The 23,262-nt window shown below is 39.7% G+C and carries 17 protein-coding genes; 9 read left to right on the top strand and 8 right to left on the bottom strand.

Going from position 1 to position 23,262, the window contains the following annotated elements; all coding sequences use genetic code 11:
* Window positions 1-154 precede the first annotated feature (154 nt).
* Window positions 155-649, top strand: coding sequence for an RNA polymerase sigma factor (locus tag NLF99_RS14555; protein ID WP_185211677.1), 495 nt, complete (start codon window positions 155-157; stop codon window positions 647-649).
* A gap of 110 nt (window positions 650-759) precedes the next feature.
* Here the strand turns inward: NLF99_RS14555 and NLF99_RS14550 are convergent, their stop codons facing one another.
* Complete coding sequence (locus NLF99_RS14550) at window positions 760-978, bottom strand: hypothetical protein (protein WP_185211676.1); 219 nt, start codon at window positions 976-978, stop codon at window positions 760-762.
* Between the two features lie 489 nt (window positions 979-1,467).
* On the opposite strand from NLF99_RS14550, the gene NLF99_RS14545 reads away from it, so the two are divergent.
* Window positions 1,468-1,896 carry a GNAT family N-acetyltransferase gene (locus NLF99_RS14545; RefSeq protein WP_214649456.1) on the top strand — a complete coding sequence of 143 codons (429 nt, stop codon included), beginning with the start codon at window positions 1,468-1,470 and terminating at the stop codon, window positions 1,894-1,896.
* Window positions 1,897-2,036: 140 nt separating this feature from the next.
* On the opposite strand, the gene NLF99_RS14540 is transcribed toward NLF99_RS14545, so the two are convergent.
* Both NLF99_RS14540 and NLF99_RS14535 read right to left on the bottom strand, forming a co-directional pair.
* Window positions 2,037-2,549 (bottom strand): hypothetical protein, encoded by a 513-nt coding sequence (locus NLF99_RS14540; protein ID WP_254529137.1) that lies wholly within the window; start codon window positions 2,547-2,549, stop codon window positions 2,037-2,039.
* A 97-nt stretch (window positions 2,550-2,646) separates the two neighbouring features.
* The gene (locus tag NLF99_RS14535) at window positions 2,647-3,519 is read right to left on the bottom strand and encodes a DUF808 domain-containing protein (protein ID WP_185211673.1); all 873 of its coding nucleotides are present in this window, start codon (window positions 3,517-3,519) and stop codon (window positions 2,647-2,649) included.
* A gap of 518 nt (window positions 3,520-4,037) precedes the next feature.
* Between NLF99_RS14535 and NLF99_RS14530 the strand changes: the two genes are divergently transcribed.
* The 3 genes from NLF99_RS14530 to NLF99_RS14520 all read left to right on the top strand — a co-directional run bounded on the left by NLF99_RS14530 (window position 4,038) and on the right by NLF99_RS14520 (window position 8,340).
* Window positions 4,038-5,423 (top strand): NAD(P)-binding domain-containing protein, encoded by a 1,386-nt coding sequence (locus NLF99_RS14530; protein WP_185211672.1) that lies wholly within the window; start codon window positions 4,038-4,040, stop codon window positions 5,421-5,423.
* A gap of 159 nt (window positions 5,424-5,582) precedes the next feature.
* Window positions 5,583-6,524, top strand: coding sequence for a Dyp-type peroxidase (locus NLF99_RS14525; protein ID WP_185211671.1), 942 nt, complete (start codon window positions 5,583-5,585; stop codon window positions 6,522-6,524).
* 118 nt (window positions 6,525-6,642) lie between these two features.
* Window positions 6,643-8,340: an amino acid permease gene (locus NLF99_RS14520; RefSeq protein ID WP_254529136.1), complete on the top strand. Its 1,698-nt coding sequence runs from the start codon at window positions 6,643-6,645 to the stop codon at window positions 8,338-8,340.
* Window positions 8,341-8,392: 52 nt separating this feature from the next.
* On the opposite strand, the gene NLF99_RS14515 is transcribed toward NLF99_RS14520, so the two are convergent.
* Both NLF99_RS14515 and NLF99_RS14510 read right to left on the bottom strand, forming a co-directional pair.
* Window positions 8,393-10,132: a RagB/SusD family nutrient uptake outer membrane protein gene (locus NLF99_RS14515; RefSeq protein ID WP_254529135.1), complete on the bottom strand. Its 1,740-nt coding sequence runs from the start codon at window positions 10,130-10,132 to the stop codon at window positions 8,393-8,395.
* A 4-nt stretch (window positions 10,133-10,136) separates the two neighbouring features.
* Window positions 10,137-13,385, bottom strand: coding sequence for a TonB-dependent receptor (locus tag NLF99_RS14510; protein ID WP_254529134.1), 3,249 nt, complete (start codon window positions 13,383-13,385; stop codon window positions 10,137-10,139).
* Window positions 13,386-13,956: 571 nt separating this feature from the next.
* Between NLF99_RS14510 and NLF99_RS14505 the strand changes: the two genes are divergently transcribed.
* The 4 genes from NLF99_RS14505 to NLF99_RS14490 all read left to right on the top strand — a co-directional run bounded on the left by NLF99_RS14505 (window position 13,957) and on the right by NLF99_RS14490 (window position 18,590).
* Window positions 13,957-15,354 (top strand): WG repeat-containing protein, encoded by a 1,398-nt coding sequence (locus NLF99_RS14505; RefSeq protein ID WP_254529133.1) that lies wholly within the window; start codon window positions 13,957-13,959, stop codon window positions 15,352-15,354.
* Between the two features lie 77 nt (window positions 15,355-15,431).
* Window positions 15,432-17,690: a sensor histidine kinase gene (locus tag NLF99_RS14500; protein ID WP_254529132.1), complete on the top strand. Its 2,259-nt coding sequence runs from the start codon at window positions 15,432-15,434 to the stop codon at window positions 17,688-17,690.
* Window positions 17,687-18,325, top strand: a complete 639-nt coding sequence (locus NLF99_RS14495; RefSeq protein ID WP_185217076.1) for a response regulator transcription factor — start codon at window positions 17,687-17,689, stop codon at window positions 18,323-18,325. The genes NLF99_RS14500 and NLF99_RS14495 overlap by 4 nt, the downstream gene beginning before the upstream one ends.
* A gap of 64 nt (window positions 18,326-18,389) precedes the next feature.
* Window positions 18,390-18,590 carry a hypothetical protein gene (locus NLF99_RS14490; protein WP_185211664.1) on the top strand — a complete coding sequence of 67 codons (201 nt, stop codon included), beginning with the start codon at window positions 18,390-18,392 and terminating at the stop codon, window positions 18,588-18,590.
* Window positions 18,591-18,649: 59 nt separating this feature from the next.
* On the opposite strand, the gene NLF99_RS14485 is transcribed toward NLF99_RS14490, so the two are convergent.
* From NLF99_RS14485 to glgB, 3 genes are read right to left on the bottom strand one after another with little or no spacing between them, the layout of a single operon-like run.
* Window positions 18,650-19,921, bottom strand: a complete 1,272-nt coding sequence (locus NLF99_RS14485) for a glucose-1-phosphate adenylyltransferase (RefSeq protein WP_185211663.1) — start codon at window positions 19,919-19,921, stop codon at window positions 18,650-18,652.
* A 1-nt stretch (window position 19,922) separates the two neighbouring features.
* Window positions 19,923-21,338: a glycogen synthase gene (locus tag NLF99_RS14480; protein ID WP_254529130.1), complete on the bottom strand. Its 1,416-nt coding sequence runs from the start codon at window positions 21,336-21,338 to the stop codon at window positions 19,923-19,925.
* A complete protein-coding gene (gene glgB, locus NLF99_RS14475) occupies window positions 21,335-23,254 on the bottom strand; it encodes a 1,4-alpha-glucan branching protein GlgB (protein ID WP_254529128.1) in 1,920 nt (639 codons plus the stop codon). The genes NLF99_RS14480 and glgB overlap by 4 nt, the downstream gene beginning before the upstream one ends.
* Between the last annotated feature and the right edge of the window lie 8 nt (window positions 23,255-23,262).

Raw genomic sequence — 23,262 nt, 5'->3', positions numbered from 1 at the left:
AATCCTATAAATTCAAGTTTTAAAATTTCAGATCAAGCAAGAGATTAATACCTGAAATAAATTTTAATACCTGTTTTGTCATAATGTACCCAACAGCGCAAAACATGCTCATAAACAATACGTTATAATGTTACATAACATATAACATTCAATCATGAAAAATCTAATTAATGATGTGATTGTGCAGAATTCACCAATTTTAAATCGGTTGGCAAATAACTTCACTACAGATCAAAACGAAAAGGACGAGCTGGTTCAAGAAACTTTTATCCGCTCCCTGAAATCAATTGAAAAATTCATCAATCACCCTAAAATAGTTGCTTGGTTGTACGTGATCATGAAAAATATCTATTTGAATAAATATAGACGCCTTAATTTATACAGAACCGCAGAAAAAGAACTCACCTATACTGGGGAAAATCGAAGTTCGAAAAACAATGCTGAATCAAGGTTTGTTTTAGGCGATATCGAAAAGTCAATCAAGTCTTTATCAGCGGAAAATTATGAGATAATAAGTATGTACCTAGAAGGATTTAAATACTATGAAATCGCGGAGACAATGGATATTAAAGAAGGAACAATAAAAACGAGGATACATACCATCCGGAGGATCTTAAGGAAAAAACTAAATGTGTATACTAATAACTAGGTAGAGCATTTAACTAAGAAACACTAGCAAACAATCAAACACCTACAGCCCAATCCAAATAAACGAAAAAAGTCAAGGGAATCCCTTGACTCAAGCTCGTACTGAAGAACCTATTCTTCATAAAGTTGTTCTGCATTTATCCCCAGTGCAGTAATGGATTTTAATATGGAATAACTTACAATATTGATGCCCTTTACAGAGAGCAAATATCCATCCACATAAGGGGCAATCTGCCAATCGTTGATATTTGTTATTTCATTTAATGCGTCCTTGACACTGTTTAATTGATGCAGAGAAACCTTTCCAATTTCAAATTTTAGACTTTCCATGATATACCTCCTATACTAAGTGTTTTTCGAAAAATGTTAATTAAATTGTTGATAAATGGGGAGTAATGGATAAATTAATATCCACCAACAAACTATCTATCAACAAGTTACATAATTTTAGAAAAAATTACAATAGTAGCAGGTGAAAATGTAATAAGATGGAAGATTTATGTAATAAAGTGCTAAAAATTGAAAATCAGACAATTTGCTTGTGATGAAATGTAGGTTTCCAATTCTGAACAGTTAGTAAAGAATCTGTACGATTTCCTCCCTTAGACTCTGTCATCGTTAAACTTCGGTTAACGAACTGAACGCCAATAAAGTCCTTAACCTTTTCATGATAAACATTGCTCCGTTCCGAGTTCCTTATTAAGATATGTCAAAAAAAATATTCTTTCTTTTTATCCTTTTATTTTTATTCCGGATTTTTCGTACATTTACTATGCAAACATAGGAAAATCTACCATGAAGTTTAGAAAAGCCCATATTATGGACTTAGAAAGAATCATAGAATTACTTTCGGACGATATGTTAGGGAACATGCGCGAGGCTTATCGGCATCCACTTCCTGCGGAGTACATTACTGCCTTCAATAAGATCAATGAGGACAAAAACCAAGAGCTTTTGGTAATGGAAACTGAGGATGGCAAAATTATTGGCTGTTTGCAATTGACATTTATCCAATACCTGACCTATCGTGGAGGAATCAGGGCCCAGATCGAAGGGGTTAGGATTGATAAAGCAGAGCGGTCTAAAGGTTATGGCGAAAAGATGATCCGATATGCGATCCGAAGAGCAAAAGAAAAAAGTGCCCATGTCCTTCAACTCACCGTAGATAAAGTAAGACCAGATGCCTTGAAATTTTATGAGAAGCTGGGTTTTAGGGCAAGTCACGAAGGGATGAAACTACATCTCTAAGCATAAAGAAATGTTTAACAATAACATGGCGGATGGCCATATAAAAAAATCCCTGACCACCTGGTCGGGGGTTTTTATTTTATTGGAACTAGAATAAAAAAAGCCCAAAATTAATTTTGGGCTTTCCTCAAAAGTCTTTTTTATCCAACAGGAGTTGGTTCTGTAGGAACCTCAGGGGTTTCAGGAACCTCTGGGGTTTCTGCAGGTGTAACTTTCATATATTCTTCGTAAGAAGCCTCATCCGTAGGAAATCCAATGCGTAAAACATTGCCTTGAAGAGATACAGGCATTCCATTCGTACAACCTTGGTTATATTTAATCCTGTCATTGAGGCCAGGGTAAATACTATTGTTTACTGAATAATATTCAAAATCGCCAGATTGGCTCTTATCTTTTGCAGCCGTGAAAACGCAGAACTGTCCACGACTCACCGTCAATTTATTATCCGCTGTGAATTCAAGCATTTTTAAGGTGTCCAAATGAGGACCTTCGGTGATAATAGTATCTGAATTACGGATTCCATCAACCTTAACCCATTTTCCAATCAGTTCTGCAGTGTCTTTTGGAGTCTTTACTTCTTCATCCTCTTTGGAGCAGGCAGTAAATGCCCCTAAAACAGCAACGAAACAAATAATGTTTAATATCTTTTTCATAAATAATCTATACTATTTCTTGTAGAAATTTTATTCGGTTTAGGCCAGGACCTATTGTGGCGCAAATTGCTAAAAATTAACCCGCCCCACAAATAAATTAATGCTTATCCTTTCCTATCCCAAAGATCTTCTTGACCAGGAGAACAATTCCCAGTACAATAAAACCTACTACAAGACCCATTCCAAATTCTTTCACGATTGAAGGAACCTGTGGAAGGAAATGGTGGAAATAATCGATATTATGCACAAAAATACCCCCTGCAACCAATAATAGAGCTATCGTTCCGATTACCCCTAAGGCCTTGATCACAATCGGTAAAAGTTTTACCAGGAGGTGTCCTAATTTAGCAGCTATTCCCTTATCGTTCGATTTCTTGATCAGGCTATGTCCGGCATCATCCATTCTCACAATCAGGGCGACTATACCATATACACCCACCGTAGCAAGGATAGCAACCACAGAAACCGTTAGGATCTGAATGGCAAGGCTTTCTTCAAGTACAGTTCCTAATGCTATGATTACGATCTCCACGGATAAGATAAAATCGGTAGTGACTGCGGATTTAACCTTTGCAGACTCTGCTGCTTCTCCTTCCAAAGCTTGTTCCTGAATGACCTCCTGCCCTTCTTTCTTCCGGTGAAAAAGATAATGTATAACTTTTTCCGCTCCTTCATAAGCTAAATAAGCACCACCAATCAATAAAATATATTTTATCACTACGGGAAGGAAAGCATTGAGCAATAAGGCGACAGGCACGATAATCAGCTTATTGACAAAGGAGCCTTTCGTAATTGCCCAGAGGACCGGAAGCTCCCGAGATGCTAAAAATCCGGTTGCTTTTTCGGCATTCACGGCCAAATCATCTCCTAAAATACCTGCGGTTTTCCGAGTTGCGATTTTACTTGCAACTGCTACGTCGTCCATAAGAGCGGCGATATCATCCAAAACCGCGAATATTCCTGATGCCATATATGATTTTTTTAATTTACTCCTAAAATAAACAGATTTTGCTCAAAATCACGCAATCCCTTAATTTAATTGAAAATGGGGCTAGAATTAATTTGGTAAATCCTACCCGATAAAAGCAAATCATATACCAAAACCAACAGGGACGCAGGCAATTGGACTTAATTTCTGAACGGTCAAATTTGCCAAACAATTCCTAACAGAACCAAATATTAATCATTGGTTTTCCGATAAAACCATTGGTTAATCCGAATATTATTTCGTTAATATTTTTAATTAATGAATATTATTCGTACCTTTGCAACAGTGAAGGAAAAAAACACATTTGTGTATAATGATCATTCAGCATCACCTAATTATTACTTCCTTTAATTTTAGCGTCACGAATATTTGGTAATTATCTGCCAAAGAAATCAACACGCCTTCTATTTCCCCTAATGGGAATCATTACAGCCTTATTGCATCTATCTACAGATAATGGCACATTGAAAAATTTAAAAAATTTATAAAAAGAATAAAATATGACAGATTTTAAAGTTGGAATTATTGGAGCTGGCCCTAGTGGTTTAGCTATGTTAAGAGCATTTGAATCAGAACAGAAAAAAGGTAATCCCATCCCAGAAATTAAATGTTATGAAAAACAAGATAATTGGGGCGGCATGTGGAACTATACCTGGCGAACGGGTGTAGGGAAATTTGGCGAACCATTACATGGAAGCATGTATAAATACTTATGGTCCAACGGGCCAAAAGAATGTCTAGAATTTGCAGACTATACTTTTACGGAGCATTTTGGGCAGCCTATTTCGTCCTATCCTCCACGTGAAGTGCTTTTTGACTACATTCAAGGCAGAATTAAGAAAAGTAACGCAAGAGATTATATTAAATTCAATACGGTAGCTCGCTGGGTTGACTATATCGAAGATAAAAAACAATTTAGGGTCGTATTTGATGACCTACAAAAGAATGAGACATTCGAGGAGTACTTCGATTATCTTGTAGTAGGTACAGGTCATTTCTCAACACCTAATATGCCTTATTTCAAAGGTATTGATAACTTTCCAGGTGCCGTGATGCATGCGCATGACTTCCGTGGTGCGGATCAATTTATTGGACAAAAGTTGTTGTTGATCGGAAGTAGTTATTCTGCTGAGGATATTGCGGTTCAATGTTTCAAACATGGCAGTGACTCGGTGACCATTTCCTATAGGACAAACCCAATTGGCACGAAATGGCCAGAAGGAATCAAGGAAAAACCGTTGGTAACTCACTTTGATGGCAATACTGCTTATTTCAAAGATGGAACAACTGAAGATTATGACGCCGTGATCCTTTGTACAGGATATCAGCACAAGTTCCCTTTCCTACCGGATGATTTGCGTTTAAAGACGAAGAACTGTCTGTATCCAGACAATTTATATAAAGGTGTAGTATTCAATGAAAATGAGCGACTTATATTCTTAGGAATGCAAGACCAATACTATACATTCAACATGTTTGATACTCAGGCATGGTTTGCAAGGGATTATATGTTGGGGCGAGTTGATTTCCCAGCTAAAGAGGAAAGAGATGCCGACATTAAACAGTGGATGGATTACGAGGCTAAAACCGTAACTGGTCCTGAGCATGTAGATTTCCAGACAGATTACATCAAGAATTTGATCAGTTATACGGATTATCCTGCATTCGATTTAGATCGTGTGGCAGAGATGTTTAAAAGCTGGTTAAACGACAAGGAGGTCAATATCCTGAACTACAGGGATCAGGTTTACAAGTCGGTCATGGATGGCACAAGCGCTGAACCTCACCATACACCTTGGATGAAAGAATTGGATGATAGCTTAGAGCGTTATCTAAATGAAGTAACCATCGATGAAAAAGAATTAGATAAGGTTATAAATTACTAATTGAGAAAGCAGGGATTTATTTCTCTGCTTTTTTCATCACAATGCATTAAGTACTGCCCTAAAACGCAGTACTTTTTTCTTTCAATAAAATTTACAGACTAACTTTTATCTCTTGTTAAGAATGCTTAAATTAGGTTAACACTATTATTAAATTCACCTATGGCATCAATATCTCAAAACATTACGGATTACCCCAATAACAACACCATTTTTTCAGTTTGGAAATTTAAGGATGGAACAGATTATAAGGCTGTCTTTGAAAGGCTTTGTGCACTGGTTTCCAATTTGAACCATTCATTTGTGGTTCGTACGCCAAATGGCAGGACCAGTTGTATTATGGGGATCGGTTATGAGGCTTGGAATAAATTAGGTATGCCTACTCCCCTTCCCAAGGAACTGAAGACTTTTGAAAAGATTGTTGGAGGAAAACATACTGCCGTATCTACGGAGGGAGATTTACATTTTCATCTACGCGCTGAGAATGCTGGCATCTGTTATGAGATGGCGAAGGATATCTACGATATCATCAATCCTGTTGCCGACAATTTGGTGGAGGTCCATGGTTTTAGGTATTGGGATGGCCGTTCCATCCTTGGCTTTGTCGATGGAACAGAAAATCCGATTGGGGATGAACGAGCTCAATTTGCATTGGTTGGCGAAGAAGATCCTCAATATCAAGGTGGGAGTTATCAGTTTGTACAGAAATACATCCACAATCTTAAGGCATGGGAAGAACTGTCTACCAGCGAGCAAGAGAAGGTATTTGGTCGGTACAAATTGTCGGATGTGGAGATGACGGATGAAGTCAAGCCAAAGAATGCCCATAGTGCATTGACCAGTATTACAGATGAGAATGGGAATGACCTAAAGATTGTGCGGGATAACCTTCCTTTTTCAAATCCTTCAAAAGGTGAATTCGGCACGTATTTTATTTCCTACGCCAGTAAATTCTCGACAACGAAAAAGATGTTGGAGAATATGTTCTTGGGGGATCCTGTAGGAAATTATGATAGGATATTGGATTTCAGTACTGCGGAAACAGGTACACTTTTCTTTGTACCTACGCAGGAAATACTAGATAATTACTCGGCCACAACATAAATGAAATATTTTATTCAATAAATTTTCAGAAACCCTAGTATGATTTTCTTATAAATATCATTCTAGGGTTTCATTTTTATATCTACTTTTGTTGACTTCACCAAATAATTAATCGCTAATGAGAAATAAGCTTTTCAAAAGGAAGAGTCTAGAACTGATCATCAAGGAAAAGGGTCAGTCCGAAAGTATGAACAAGGTCCTTGGAGTTCGAGACTTAGTTTCCTTAGGAATTGCTGCCATCGTAGGTGCCGGAATATTCAGCACCATCGGATTGGCTAGTTTTGAGGGTGGCCCTGCCATTTCTCTACTTTTTGTGTTTGTTGCTTTTGCCTGCGTATTTACGGCTCTTTCCTATGCACAATTTGCCAGTACCATTCCAGTTTCGGGTAGTGCCTATACCTATGCTTATGTTGCATTTGGGGAACTATTCGCCTGGATTATTGGTTGGGCATTGGTTTTAGAATATGCAGTTTCCAATATTGTGGTTTCCATATCATGGTCGCAATATTTCGTTACCATGCTGGAAGGATTTGGGATACATATTCCTGCATGGCTTTCTATGGCGCCCCAATATGCCTTGGAAGCTCATCAGAAGTTAGTTGAATTAGGACCGGAAGCCTTGACGGTTGCGGATAAATTGGGTCTGAAGGCCTATGAATCTGCCCCTAGGATTGGTGAAGTACCTATTATTTTTGATCTGCCTTCTGGGGTTATCATCAGCTTGATCACATGGTTGGTATACCGAGGCATTAAAGAGTCTAGAAGAGCCAGTAACATCATGGTCATGGTAAAGATCGGTGTAATCTTGGCTATCATTATTGGTGGCGCCTTTTTCGTCAATCCTGAAAACTGGGTACCCTTTGCTCCAAATGGTCTCCAGGGCGTATTAGGTTCAGTGGCTGCTGTATTCTTTGCATTTATTGGATTTGACTCTATTTCGACCACTGCAGAAGAATGCAAGAATCCCCAACGTGACCTTCCGAAGGCCATGATCATCACCTTATTGATCTGTACAGTACTTTATGTAGGGATAACTTTGGTATTGACAGGGATGGTGAATTACACGGAACTGAACGTAAAAGATCCCTTGGCATTTGTTTTTAAATACATAGGAGTCGATTATTTAGCTGGGATAATCTCAGTCACCTCAGTCATTGCGATTACCAGTGCTCTTTTGGTCTATCAATTAGCTCAACCAAGGATCTGGATGACCATGAGTCGTGATGGCCTGCTTTGGAAAAAATTTGCTACCATCCACCCTAAGTATAAGACCCCCTCCTTTGCGACAATCGTGACAGGTTTCGTGGTTGCTATACCTTCCATGTTCTTCAAGATGGATTTCTTTGTGGATCTAACCTCCGTAGGTACCTTCTTTGCCTTTATTTTAGTCTGTGCGGGTGTACTCTATATGGATTATTCAGGCTTATCAAAGCAATCTAAATTTAGAGTTCCCTATATAAACGGCAAATACCTGATCGGATTAGGTTTTGTGATTGCTTGGGCTTTGATCTGGAAATTTAACCAAGAAGCCATCCATGAATGGCAACACTTGGATTTCTTGTATATCCTAGAGCATAAATCGTTGATTTTGATCTTTTGGGCTGTATGGATTGTACTTGCTATTATGGCTTTTAAATACAATTTCTCCTTGCTACCTGTGATTGGGATCCTGATCAATCTCTATTTGATGACCGAGCTAGGTACGAGCAATTGGGTGATCTTTTTGATCTGGCTAGCAATAGGATTAGTGGTTTATTTCTTTTATGGTTATAAACATTCCAAGCTTAACAACCCTAAAGCTGAAGATATTGCATAAGAAAAAGCCGCATCAAAAAGATGCGGCTTTATTCATTTATTTAATATTAACATTATTTCCAGCCTGGATTTTGAGTTAAATTCTTATTGAGTTCCAATTCCTGGATCGGAAGCGGATAGAAATAATCTTTAGCCTCATCAAATACTTTTTTGATATGGGCATTGATTATCACGTTTCCACTTTTCCCGTTTTCCAATAAGATTTCTGATCCTAATTTTAACAATTGGACGCCTGGAGCTGTTGGTTTAGTTCCTTCGTAAATCCAAACATCTTCTTTACCATCACCATCGAGGTCAAACTTACCAATGCTTGGGAAATACATCCCTTTAAATTGACGAGTGATCAATTGACCGCTTTTCCATCTCAAAATATCATCCCAACGGTAGGACTCCATAACCAATTCAATCCTTCTTTCTCTACGGATCTCAAGGATAGCACCTTTCATGGCTCCAGCAACTGCTGGATAATCTTTGGCCAGATACGGATCTGCATTGCTGTTTGCCGCTGCTAATACCAATGTTGGCATTTCTGCTCTTGCACGGATTAGGTTAATGGATTGATCAAGATCAGCTTGGGTCAAAGTTCCCAATTCAGCTTTAGCTTCAGCATAGTTCAACAGAACTTCAGCATAGCGGAAAATAGGCATATCATTTTCAGAACGATTATAGTTATCATATTTCACATCACCTACGAATTTGATTAACTGATAGCCCGTCACGGAATTTCCAAAGTTAGGTGCTATTGGTGCTGCCCCTCCTATTCTGGTATAGCCAGGAGTTCTTATGGTTTGATGCAACCTTGGATCCCTATCTTTTACCTCTTCCAAGAAGGTCATTTTATCATAGTTAGGTTTGTCCGTGAAGCGTGTTCCGTCTTTCATTAAGTAGGAGTTGACCAAGTTTTTCTCCAGACCTGGCTTACCGTATGAAGCTGTAATGGTATAATAGTTTACATTGTGCCAAATCTGTAGGGCATCCGAAAACTTACGGGCCAAAATAACTTCTTGGGATACGCTATTGACAGAGCTGAAAAGTTTACCATAAGAATCAACACCAGCACCTGTATATAGACTATACTGACCAGCATCCATTAATTCTTTGGAAGCTGCTACAGCCATTTCAAGGTATTTATTTGCATTAGGCAGGTTCAATTCCGTATGATATTTCCTGAAAGTACCTTCAAACAAGGCCACTCTTGATTTAAGTGCCAAGGCGGTCCATTTTGTTGCTTTTTCATCGGACTTTGCGTCTGACATATTCTTGATGGCGAAATCTAAATCTGCCATGATGGAATCAACAATAAGCGTTCTAGAATCACGTTTTTTCGATAATTCCTCTTCATCATTGACATCAAGAACCTTTCCGTACCAAGGCACATCTCCGAAACGTCTAACCTTATCAAAATAGAAATAAGCCCTGAAGAATTTGGCTACACCTGCATAAGGCGCAGCATCCTGAACTGAAAGATGATTATAGCAGTTTTCAAGGAAGAAATTAATATTCCTTAGTTGGGTCCAAGACCAGCCACCCCCACTTACAGGGACAATTCTTTTTCCCGTTAATTCATCTTGAAGGGTTGTTTTAACAATATTATCAATTGCCTCGTTATAGATTCCTTCAGCAGATGGAAGGGCGCCGTCATAAAATGAATTGCTGAACAATTCAAGATCTTTGACACTTTTGAAAGAGACATCGGGAGAGATATTTGCCTCCGGCTGTCTATCTAAATAATCCTTACTACATCCTGTAACTAGAACAGCAAGTAGAATATATAATATTAATGAGTTTTTCATGGGTTTAGAAAGTAAAGTCAAGTCCAAAAGAAAATGTTCTAGAATAAGGGTAAGCTCTACCGTTAGATTCTTGAGCTGCTTGTTCTGGGTCAATATATTTTGACCTTAGTTTAGTCGCTGTCCACAGGTTTTCTCCAGACAGATAAATCCTTGCATTGCTCAGTTTCAACTTGCTCATGATAGCGTTTGGAAGAGTGTAACCAATGGTTAGGTTTTTCAAACGGATATAAGCTAAATCTTGCAGATAACGGTCTGATTTTACATTCAGGGAACTGTTACCATCCAAAGCGATATAGCCACGCAATAGAGGGAAATATGCATCTGGATTCTCAGGAGTCCATACATCTTCAACAAAATCTTTTGGAACGAATGAGTAATAAGGTCTTGAATAAGGTCCCCAGAACTTATCCGCATTGGAACCTGGCCACCAGTTCTGTTTTCCGATACCTTGGAAGAATGCCGAGACATCAAAACCTTGCCAGTTGGCACCTAAGTTTAAACCGAAGTTATATCTCGCTCTACTATTACCGATGATAACCTGATCTCCAGGATCACTTAGGGTATTTTTCCCTTGGTTTACTTCTTTGTCTCCATTGATATCCACAAATCTTGGATCTCCAGCCTGCAGCTTAGACCAATCTCCGGGAGCTGAAAGACGGCGAGCATCAATGCGATCTTGATTTACATCCCAATTGGCAGCTTCTTCATTGGTTTGGAACAAACCGTCGATCTTATAGCCCCAGATCTCACCTAATGTCTGACCGACATAATAGTTGTTCAACAACATTTCTCTATTGTCAAATCTGGTAATCTTTGCTTTGGAATCCGACAGGCCAAGACCGAAACTATAGCCAAAAGGTTTATCAGCAACTTCAAATTGATCTCTCCATGCTAATGACAATTCCCATCCTACGTTTCTTAAATCTCCTGCATTCGTTTTCGGAGAACTAGCACCGAATACTGCTGGCAATGTTTTTCCAGGGATCAACATGTCCAAGGTTTCGCGGATAAAGTAATCAAAGGATGCAGTCAATCTACTTTGAGCAAATTCAAAGTCAGCACCAAAGTTTAAGGTACTGGTTCTTTCCCATGTTAAATCTCCAGAGATTGGCGACGGTGAACTTAAGAATTGTGTTCTTCCACCATTGGTAATGTAGGCTGAGTTTCCAGCGCCTAATAACGGGATATAACCATAAGGCGAAGCTTCCTGAGCATTTCCTAGAGAACCGTAGGAAACTCTTAGTTTAGCTTCGTTTATATAAGGCTTCACAGACTCTAGGAAAGGTTCTTCCATAATACGCCATCCTGCTGAAAAGGATGGAAAGAAACCAAATTGTTGACCTGAAGGGAATTTGGAAGTCCCATCATAACGACCATTTACTTCTAAAAGATATCTTCCTTTATAATCATAATTTATCCTTCCGAAAAACCCCTGTAATGCCCAAGATTCTTCGCCACCACGTAATAATGGCACGCCTGTACCAAGGTTAAAGTCATTAAGGTCTTCTGATAAGAGGTTGGTTTGGGTTCCACCTACATTTCTCCAGGTACTCAGTTCTTGGTTGTAACCTGCTGTAGCTCCTAAATTATGATCACCAAATTTTTTGTTGAAATTGGCGAAAATATTTAGGGAATGTTTCTTGTAATTCTCTAAGTTTTGAATTAGCTGATCATTTCCCAAATAATTGATCACGCCTGGATAAACAGACCATGGAGCCTGAACCCTGCGATTAAATTTATCAATCGGATTGTAGGTAAATGTATAGTTACCAGTAACGGTCAAGCCTGGCATAATTTGAGCGACAGCTTCAAAAAGGTTGATAAATTCATATTCCTTCTCCCCTCCTTTGGATTTACCGTAAAGTAAATCTGCCATGATACCATCACCGATATTATAATTGTTCAGTTCCGTTCTGTATGTAGCCGTACCATCTGGGTTTTGAGGAACATAGGAAGGTAATGCATGCACAGTTGTGGAGATAAAGTTATTGTTGGCATCTACACTACTGTTCCATCCTGGGAAAGTATAGTTTTGATAGTTAATTTGGCTATTATTGCTCACTTTTAACCAATCTGTTACTTGCCCATTCAATCTAGCTCTTAGGTTGTATCCTTCAAACTTATCTTGCTGGACCTTCATCAGACCACCTTTCTGGTACATTCTTCCGGAGATGTAATAGTCCATTTTTTCAGATCCACCAGAAAAAGTTAGGGCATGTTCCATAGAATTCATCTTATCCCTATAGAAAGTATTCCACCAATCCGTATTGGCATAATACACGTATTGGTCCTTTCCATTTCTATTTTGGATTACCACGGAAGGTAAAGATGGGTCATTTTTACGCTTTAGTAATTCTGCATAATCCTCATCGGTATAACCTGTATATCGGTTACCAGTTGCACGTAAAAACGCTTCATCATTCAATACGGCAGCATCATAGCCATTGGTGATGAAATCCGTGTTAACGGTAAGGTCAGAAGTTCCAAAATTATTGCTATAGCCAATGGTCATCTTTCCGGCTTGTCCTTTTTTGGTTGTGACAAGCATCACACCGAAGGCACCTCTAGCACCATAGATGGCCGCCGCGGAAGCATCCTTCAATACAGATATCGATTCAATGTCTTTAGGGTTGATGGTATTGATATTCCCCGGAACACCATCAATTAGGACAAGTGGAGCAGCATTTGCGGAGTTAATAGATGCAAAACCACGGATATTTACCTTTCCTTCCCCCCCTGGGCGTCCGTTGGTAAAATTAATGTTCAAGTTAGGCACAGCCCCTTGAAGAGCTTGGGTTGCATTTGCTACAGGACGATCTTGCAATACTTTGGAATCGATCTGTGCTACTGCACCTGTTAAGTTCACTTTTTTCTGCTTACCATAGCCCACAACCACGACCTCATCAAGGTTTTGATCGGTAGCAACAATAGTAACATTTACTTGGGGTCCAGTAACAGTAACAGTTTTAGCAGTATAGCCGACCATGGAAATCCTCAGTTCGTTTCCCACAGAACCGGAGAGTTCAAAATTTCCATTTTCATCAGTTTGGGTGCTAGACCCAATCGTGACATTACTCACTGATGCGCCGACAACAGCCTCACCTGTTTCTGCGACTACTTTACCTCGAATAATGTTCTGACTGATTTCATAGGTCCGCTCTAGTGGGACATGCTTATATGTAGCATGAGCAGCAGACCAAGAAAGAAGCGATAAGCCCACTAAAATGGGCAGGTAGGTGTAGTTCTTTTTCATGGTTTAAGTACAATTTCTTTGCGAGCAAAGAAAGGTTTTACAATATTGGTTTATTATTAAATGTTTGTTAATAGTAGGTTAAGATGTTAAATATATTTTATCAAGTACAATTAGTTAATTCAAAAATAACAAAAAGGTTTCGCTACTTCATCTAAAAAGTTAACATAATTAAAGCTTAATAATTACCCTTTAGTTAATCTTATAACTAATCTTCAATTAAAAAGGATATTAGAGAAAATAATGAATAAATGTTGTAACACAGAATATTCTCGTTGCTTAACAAACATTATTTTAAGCATCTTTTTAAGTTTAATAATCTTAAAAAGCTGTTTCTCTTTTTATGTTTTATCATAGAAAAAGAGGTGAAGTGTCAAATAATTGCTTGGAGTAGTTTACTTACATATTAAAAACCACTTAGCAGGAATACTTACTAAATTTATTCTCCGGAGCTATACAATCTCTACATCATAAAATCAGGCAATTATTTCCGTGCAACCAACGAAATTAGCTGTTATCAGGGATGGTTTTTCTGCCGTAATCTGTCCATTTTTGTGGAATAACATCATATTTAATGAAAAAACTATTATTCTCTATTTTACTTATTAGCTTTTGCAAGCTAACATTGTTGGCACAAGAGCAAAAGCTTCACAGAATCGACTATCGCACTATTTTAATTGGAGAACAAAAGGATCAGGCAAACAGTTCAGGCAATTATTCATTGAGGGCTTGGTTCAACGACACTTTTATAAAGACTTCTCTCAATGAATCACCCACTAGATTGCAGGTTATCAACAAAAAGACAGATCGCTCTTTCTTGTTGTTTCCAGAATCCGAACAGTATTACATTTACAATGAAGGTAATGATGGTGAAGCTGGAAGGCTATATGTGGAATCAGACGTAGAATTTGAATTCGTCCAGGGAAAAACTAAAACCATAGCAGGCATTCCTTGTAAGATGGCCGTAGTGAATGGAGATTTTGACCTTTCGGGTGATAACTATACTAAGATGGAAGTTTGGTACTCCGATAAACTTCCAAACCTATATTGGGATCAATTCATGTTCCTTAAAGATCTACCTGGAGCGGTAATGGAACTTACTATTGGCGAGACTGGATTTACTGCAATTAATATTACCGAAGAAAGCCTGAGCAATACCGAATTTGAGATTCCTACTTTCTATGCTGCACTGGTTGTTGACGAGGAAGAGGGTGAGCATTTAGATGCGGTAGATAGCCTTTCAGCAGTCCCGCAGGTAGATGAAGACCGTTACTTATACCAAGATGATGACACCGAGCTATTAGGCTTAATGGATGAAAATGGAAATCCTATTACCGAAGCTGATTATACCTTTTTTGATCAATTCAGTGGAGGAATAAGCACAGTAATCAATTTGGATAGCAAATATGGTTCAATGGATAAAGATGGTAACATCAAGATTCCTTTCAAGTATGATTTCCTTGTGTATGACGCAGAATACCAACAGTACATCTATTCCGAAAACGACAAGTTTGGGATCCTTGGTGCCAATGACCAGCCTGTTATCAAGGCTCAATATGATATGGTGAGCCATATGAGCCACGGATACTTATCGGCTACCGTTGGTGATAAAACCGGAATCTTGGACAAAACAGGAAAGGTTATCGTTCCGATTTCTTATCCTCTCATCCTGGAATTCAACGCTGAAGTTTTTGTTTCGGTTGAAAATGATCATTATGTAATGTACAATATCAAACAGAACAAAAAACTTGCAGAAGGCTACGATATGATCTCTCTTTCTGAAAAAGACCCATTGCATATTGTTCAAAAGGGTGAAAAATTCGGATATATCAATAATCAAGGAAAGTTAGTCATCCCTATTAAGTTTAGCAGTGTTTCCTCTTTCGAAGATGGTACGGCATCAGTTATGGATACGGATGATGGCGATGTGTATTATATCAACACCAAAGGTGAAAAAGTAAACATCAACTAATCGAACGAAAGCATAAACAGAGTCCTTTATTAGGCTCTGTTTATGTACTTTTGTCAATACACAAACAGAAAGCAAGAATGAACACTAACATAGGAAAAGTCTTATTATCTATATTTTATGTTTTTCTATTCAGCATTCTTGCCCTCCTTCCCCATTCGGCAAAGGCTCAGGATATCCTGGACAAACTCCAAAAGGAATATAATCAATACAACACCGACGATCCTGAAAAATTCTTCAGCACCGGAAAGCTGGCGCAAGCGCTATTCTTCAATCAAAAGGAAGATGAAGCCTTCAAACTACTTAAAAAAGATATCGCCGTTGCCAGCAAGTTAAATGACAGCCGATATTCTGCCTATCTCTATACCATTCTTGCCATCAATCAATTGATTATGGAAGAAACGACAAGTTCAAGGCAAAGCATCTTGAAGGCGAAGTCATTGGTAGACCGCAGCAAGGACATCGAAACCAAAGGATATGTCTATTACGGCTATGGATGGATATTGGCAAGGCAACAACAGGAGGCAGAAGCAGTCAAGCAGTTTATGATCGCATTGAGTTATTACGATCAGGCCAAACAATCGAATACACTTTTCAACAGAAAAGCAAATGTCTATAAAGAGCTGACGTCTATTTACGCGAACTGGAATGAGTTTGAACTGCAGGAAAAATACAGCAAACTAGCGCTGAATATTGCACTGAAGCAGAAAGATCCACTGACCATTTTTGACACCTACATGTCATTGGGCTATATGTATGAACAGAAATATCTAGAAGACCAGCAACATGTAGAATTTAGGAACTCAGCGGAAGAATACTACCTAAAAGCTTTGAATACCTATCTGGAAAAACAGAATGAGATACCAATACCTTCAAACTTAGCTTTTGTAGCCAATAACCTTTCGCATCTCTATTTTAAGTTCTATCCTAAGGAATATAGGGATAAAGCAACTCAGTATGCTGAACTGGCAAAAACAAAAGGACTGGAATCCAAACAGTACAATTTGGTTGCCTCGGCGTATGGGATATTGTCAGAACTGGAACTTCTGAACGGAAACTCCAAAAAAGCAAAAGAACATTTGCTATCATCACTGATAGAGATCAACAAATCCCAGGTACAGGATCAACAGATCTTGATGAGCATCTATAACACCCTTTCACATATCAGTGAGCAAGAGGGAAATTATCAGGAGGCCATCAATTATTATAAAGAATACATTACCTTGTTTACCAATGTCTACGACCAGGAGAAGCTGGGTATAGGCAAGCGTCTTGAAGCACAGTATGAAAAAGGAAAACAGGACCAAGAACTGGCACTCTTACAAGTAGAAGCTGAAAAGAAAGAACAGCAGATCCAATTGATGGCAGCTTTGGGAATCCAGCAGAAGCAGGAACTGGAAAACTTGCGGCTGATCCAGGACAATCAGTCCAAAGAATTGGAAGTCTCCAAACTGACTGCTGAGAAGCAGTTTCAGGAAATTCAGATGTCTAAACTGGAAGCCAAGAACAGAGCTCAAGAAATCAGCAATTATCAACAGGAAATCAGCTTAAAGGATAAGATCAACACGTATTACATTGCCTTGATGATCGCGGCCTTAACCCTATTGGCGGTCCTATTCTATGCCTATACGCAGCGCCTGAAACATATGAAACAAAGGGAGAACTTTCACAACCTTGCCATCGAACAAGAAAGACAAAATGCGAAAATATCCATGCTGACTGCCCTACTGGATGGGCAAGAACAAGAAAGGGCAAGGATTGCACGCGATCTACACGACGGTTTAGGTGGACTTTTATCAGGAACCAAACTGCATTTATCCCATCTGAACGACCAAACATCATTTGAGATCCAGGAGAAGATGCAAAAGGGAATCACCCAATTGGATATGGCCGTTGATGAACTCCGTCGAGTAGCCCACAACCTGACACCAGACCTATTGCAGAAGTTTGGTTTGCAGGAAGCCTTGAATGACTATGCCTCACGTATGTGCAATGATAATCTGGAGATCGATGTCCAATTCCTGCATTTTAACAACAACATGAATCTTGACCAGCAACTGGTCATCTATAGAATTATCCAAGAACTGGTCAATAATGCCATTAAGCATGCGGACCCTAGCCAAATCCTTATCCAGCTTGTTGAGGAAGACTCCGAATACCATATCACCGTTGAGGACGACGGAAAAGGGTTTGACAGCAACAATCACAGCAACAAATCTGCAGGCTTGCAGAACATACGATCAAGAGTAGAGTTCTTGAAAGGTAATTTGAATGTACAATCTGATATCGGTCAAGGAAGTAGCTTTGAAATCAATATCCCAAAAAACAAACAAACATGATAAATATCGCCATCACCGACGACCATCCTTTACTATCCGAAGGCTTGAAGAACATCCTTGCCCAAGAGCCAGATTTAAACATCATTGGTTGTTATCCCAATGCGCAGGTCTTGGTAAAGGCTTTGGAAGAAACTGCGATTGATGTCTTGCTATTGGACATCAACCTTTCTGATGCGAATGGATTGGAATTGATCAGTCCATTGATCAAAAAACATAAGGATCTTAAGATCATCATGCTCAGTGTCCACAATGAATTTGCTGTGATCAACAGCGCTTTTCAGGAAGGGGCGCATGGCTATATCCAGAAAAATGCTTCCATTGACGAGATCAAGCTTGGCATCCAAGAAATTCTTTTTGGAAAGAAATTTCTATGCAAACAGACCAAACTGATCATCGATAAGAAAAACAGTACGGAACTGAAGAGTGTCCCAAAATTGACCCGTCGGGAAAAGGAAATATTGGCTGAAGCGGCACAGGGACTGACGACGACCCAAATTGCAGAAAAGCTCTTTATTAGCCACCACACTGTGGAGAGCCATCGTAAGAACCTGATCGAAAAATTCAAGACCAGCAACTTGAGCTCGGCCATAAAAATGGCCCTTGATTATGGCTTAATCCGCGAATCTGTTGACTAACAAGCCATCTCAAACTATTTATCTCTTTATTTGTTTAAGAATAGTAAACTAATGGAGAATAACGATGCAAGAAAAAGAAGATGAACAAGGAAACAAAATCAATAACGCCGAAGATGTAGACCCTACAAAGGTTCCAGAAACAGTCGTTAAAGAGAAAGATGATCAGCCAGCAGCTAACAATCTCAAGAAAACAATCATCATTGCAATCATTGTCTTGGCGATCATTTACTTTATCTATGAATTGGTATTAAAAGGCCAACAATAAAAACATAAAAAAGAAAGGCTATCCGAGTGGGATAGCCTTTCTTTTTAAATCTTATAGTTCTAGAACCCAATGGTTCTGCCATGTTCTATTACAGCATTTTTCTTGATGACGATAATACCTTCACAAATTGTGTACTCAGGAAAATCCCCATCCTTTAATTGCTTCCCACCTTTAATCCTCACATCATTTCCAATCCTACAGTTCTTGTCCAAGATGGCATTTTCGATATAACAGCGCTCACCTACTCCAATTGGTGGCGGAGCTTGGGATGAAGTTAATTGTACAACTTCATTTAATTCTTCATAATAATCCGACCCCATCATATAGGTCATCTTGACCACGGTTCCTTCCCCTATCCTAGAACGGATCCCAATCACAGAACGTTGGATCTTTTCAGCCAAGATAATACATCCATCAGCTATGATCGCATTGTTCAAGGTAGTACCTGACACTTTTGATGGTGGCAACATACGCGCCCGGGTATATACCGTTTCGCCAAAAAGGTTGAATTCCGGGATATCATCTGTCAATCCAATATTCGCTTCAAAGAAAGAAGGGATCGTACCGATATCGGTCCAATAGCTGTCAAAAGGATAGCTCAATACATTTGAACTTTCGATTGCATCTGGAATAATCTCTTTTCCAAAATCCATTCCGTTGTTCTCTGCCAACATCCTTGACATCACACCTTTGGAGAACACATAGATACCCATGGAAGCCAAATAGTTTCTACCTTGTTTTTCCAATTCTTCAGGCACCTCCGAGGTCCAGTCTTCCAAAAGGTCCTTGGTCGGTTTTTCAATAAAGGAGATGACCTTATTGTTTTCATCCGATTTCAGGATTCCAAAACCTGGAGCTTCCTTGGCCGTTACTGGAATGGTTCCAATGGTGATTTCCCCTCCGTTCTTAACATGGAAGTCCACCATGGCCGAATAATCCATTTGATAGAGTTGATCTCCGGAGAGGATCAGCACGTAATCATAGTCCACATTCACCAAGTTCTTCTGGGTCCTTCTAACCGCATCGGCGGTACCTTCAAACCAGCGATCACCTTCATTGGTCTGCTCTGCAGCCAATATATCCACAAAACCCTTACTGAAAATACTGAAGTTGTAGGAGTTTTTGATATGCTTGTTCAATGAAGCCGAGTTGTATTGCGTCAGTACATATATCTTATTGTAGCCAGAATTAAGACAATTGGAAATTGGGATATCAACCAATCTATACTTTCCTGCAATTGGAACTGCTGGTTTCGAACGTTGGTCTGTCAACGGAAATAAGCGGGTTCCTCGACCCCCACCTAGTACTATAGAAACAACTTTATGCGACATATCATTTAAGTAATTGGTTATATAACTCTATATATTTCTTTGCCGATTTGTTCCAAGAATAATCCAATACCATCGCAGCATCCCTTGTTTTCGTCAAGTTATCAGCATAACTCAAATATTTGATTGCTCTTTTCACAGTCTCAGCAGCTTCATCAGCCTCTACATCATTGAAAAGAAAGCCATAGCCTCCCTCTTCTACATCCTTTACGGTATCTCTTAGACCCCCTATCTTGCGAACGACAGGAATGGTCCCATATTTTAATGCATACAGTTGGTTCAATCCACAGGGCTCCACACGCGAAGGCATAATCAACAGGTCTGAGGCTGCATAAACCCGGTGAGCCAATGGCTCATTATACCCAAAGAATACTGCTAGATCATTTTTATAGTTAGGAGCGATAGCCTCTATAGATTGTTGGATGCCCGCATCACCAGAGCCTAGTATAAATATACTTAATTTCCCTGAGTTTTTCTTCAAAAGATTCTCAATTAATTCAGGCAAAATATCTGCTCCTTTTTCCGTGGCAAATCGACCGATATAGCTTAACAGAGGCTTGCTCGGATCTAGACCAAATTCCTTGCAAAAGGTCATTTTGTTCTCAGCCTTCCCTTGGTTCACGGTTACCATGGAATATTGATGATCGATTAAGGCATCGATCTCTGGATCCCAAAAAGAGGTGTCAATACCATTGACAATTCCCACGGCCTTAGAGCGTTCATCTGAAAACAGATCCTGCAATCCATTCGCATCCACAAACAGTTCCTTTAGATAACCTTCAGAAACGGTGGTATAGGCATCACAGCATTTTATGGCGGTGGCCAACGGATTGATCAGACCATCCCAATCCAACAACCCCCATTTCCAGGTATCAAATGATGGCAGGATAATCCCTTTACTCCAGGACATCCAGCCTTGATACTGGCCGTTATGGACCGTCACTACCGTTTTCACACCCTTGAAAACATTGAATTCATTGCTCCACTTGGTCAAGAAAGGAACCAATCCAACATGATGATCATGGCAGTGCAGCACATCTGGATGAATATCATTGCTTTTTAGGTAATGGAGAACCGCATGCTGAAAGGCAATCCATTGATCTGCCTCATCTTGATAACAATAAATCTCTTCACGGTCCAAAAGATTAGGGATCTTCACCAAGAACAACGGAAATCCCAATTCATCTTTTTTCTCCTTTAATATTTCATAGGTCAATACACTGGAACCCTGTGGGAATTCTCCACGGGCTACCACATCAAATTCATGATCCTGTACAAACTTCCTGTTGAAGTAGGGCATGATGACCGATGCATCAATACCTAATTCCCTTTGGTATTTAGGCAAGGCACCCACCACATCCGCTAATCCGCCGACTTTGGCGACAGGAAAACATTCTACACTTAAATGTATGACTTTCATTTTCCGAATTTTCTTTTAAATACTAAACCGCTCAATGGTGGCAGGTCTACGACAATGGCTTGTTCCTGCCCCATCCAAGGTTCATTTTCTGTAATCAATTCTTTCTTAACCGATACGCCACTGCCATTATATGCCTGATCGTCCGAGTTCAGGATCAGCTCCCATTTTCCCGGATGCGGCACACCTAACTTAAATTTCCTCCGGACAACAGGTGTAAGATTGAGGATGACCACTAGGTCGTTCACCATATCGTGCCCACGTCTGCAATACGCAAAGACGCTTTGATCCCTGTCCCCTAATTCTATCCAGAAAAACCCTTCCGGACTGAAGGCTTTCTCATAAAGTGCTGGATACTTTCTATAGATCTCATTTAATTTCGCCACGAAATTCTTTAGACTAGAATGCGGCTTGTACTGCAACAGATGCCAGTCCAAGGATTGGTTGACATTCCACTCTGCAGTCTGACCAAATTCCCCACCCATGAAGAGCAATTTCGTTCCTATAAAAGTAAACATGTATAGGTATAATGCCCTGAGGTTGGCAAACTTCTGCCATTCATCGCCAGGCATTTTATAGACCAAGGAACGCTTGCCATATACCACTTCATCATGCGATAAAGGCAGCATAAAGTTTTCCGTAAATCCATATACGGTGGCAAAGGTCAGCTTATCATGATGGTAGGAACGATTGATAGGATCTTCCTTGAAATAGGCTAATGTATCGTGCATCCAGCCCATCATCCATTTCATTCCAAACCCAAGTCCACCATTAAAGGTGGCACGGCTCACCCCCGTCCAAGAAGTAGACTCTTCGGCAATGGTCTGCACGTTGGGGTAATATTTGGAAACAGCCTCGTTGAATTCCTTCAAGAAGGCTACAGCTTCAAGGTTTTCATTTCCGCCCAACTCATTAGGTTCCCATTCACCAGCTTTCCTTGAATAATCCAGATAAAGCATGGAGGCAACGGCATCCACCCGCAATCCATCGATATGGTATCGATCCAGCCAGAAAAAGGCATTACTGATCAAGAACGATTTAACCTCATTCCTTCCATAATTGAATATATAGGATTGCCAATCGGGGTGGAAACCCTTTCTTGGATCCGCATGTTCATAGAGGTGGGTTCCATCAAAATTATAAAGCCCATGGGCATCTCCCGGAAAATGCGAAGGCACCCAGTCCAGGATCACACCAATATGGCTTTCATGCAACAGCTCGATCAATTTCATCAAGTCCTGTGGACCTCCAAACCTGGAGCTCGCCGCATAATAACCGGTAATCTGATATCCCCAGGAAGGATAATATGGATGCTCCATGATAGGCATAAATTCCACATGGGTAAAACCAGTTTCCTGAATGTAAGGTATCAGCTGCTCTGCAATTTCTAAATAGCTTAAGAAACGATCTGGATCTTTAGGATCACGAAGCCAAGAGCCCAAATGCATTTCATAGACCGACATGGGCCTATCCAGTGCATTATGCTCCCTACGACTGAACATCCATTCTGAATCATTCCAATCAAAGTATGTTGTAGCAACAATCGATGCTGTCTTCGGTGGTATCTCGGTATGCAAGGCAAAAGGATCAGACTTCTCCAGATGCTCCCCAGTATTGGAATGGATATGGTATTTATAGACCTCTCCATTCTCCAATCCAGGAATAAAACCTTCCCAAATGCCCGAACTGTCCCACCGAACCTGTAATTGATGCGAATGAGGATTCCATCCATTGAAGTTTCCGACTACCGACACTGTTTGGGCGTTGGGTGCCCAGACCGCAAAATATACTCCCTTTACCCCATTAATTAGAAGTTCATGAGAACCAAATTTCTCATAAAGCTTATAATGCCGTCCTGCCTTGAATAAAAAAACATCAAATTCGGACAATAAGGAGTGTACTTCAACTGGTTGAGGCATAATTAAGT

The sequence above is a fragment of the Sphingobacterium sp. LZ11T8 genome (assembly GCF_024261425.1).
In the GTDB taxonomy this organism is placed as follows: domain Bacteria; phylum Bacteroidota; class Bacteroidia; order Sphingobacteriales; family Sphingobacteriaceae; genus Sphingobacterium.
The sequence above is the reverse complement of the archived record's forward strand: the minus strand, read 5'-3'. Positions and strand labels throughout refer to the sequence as shown.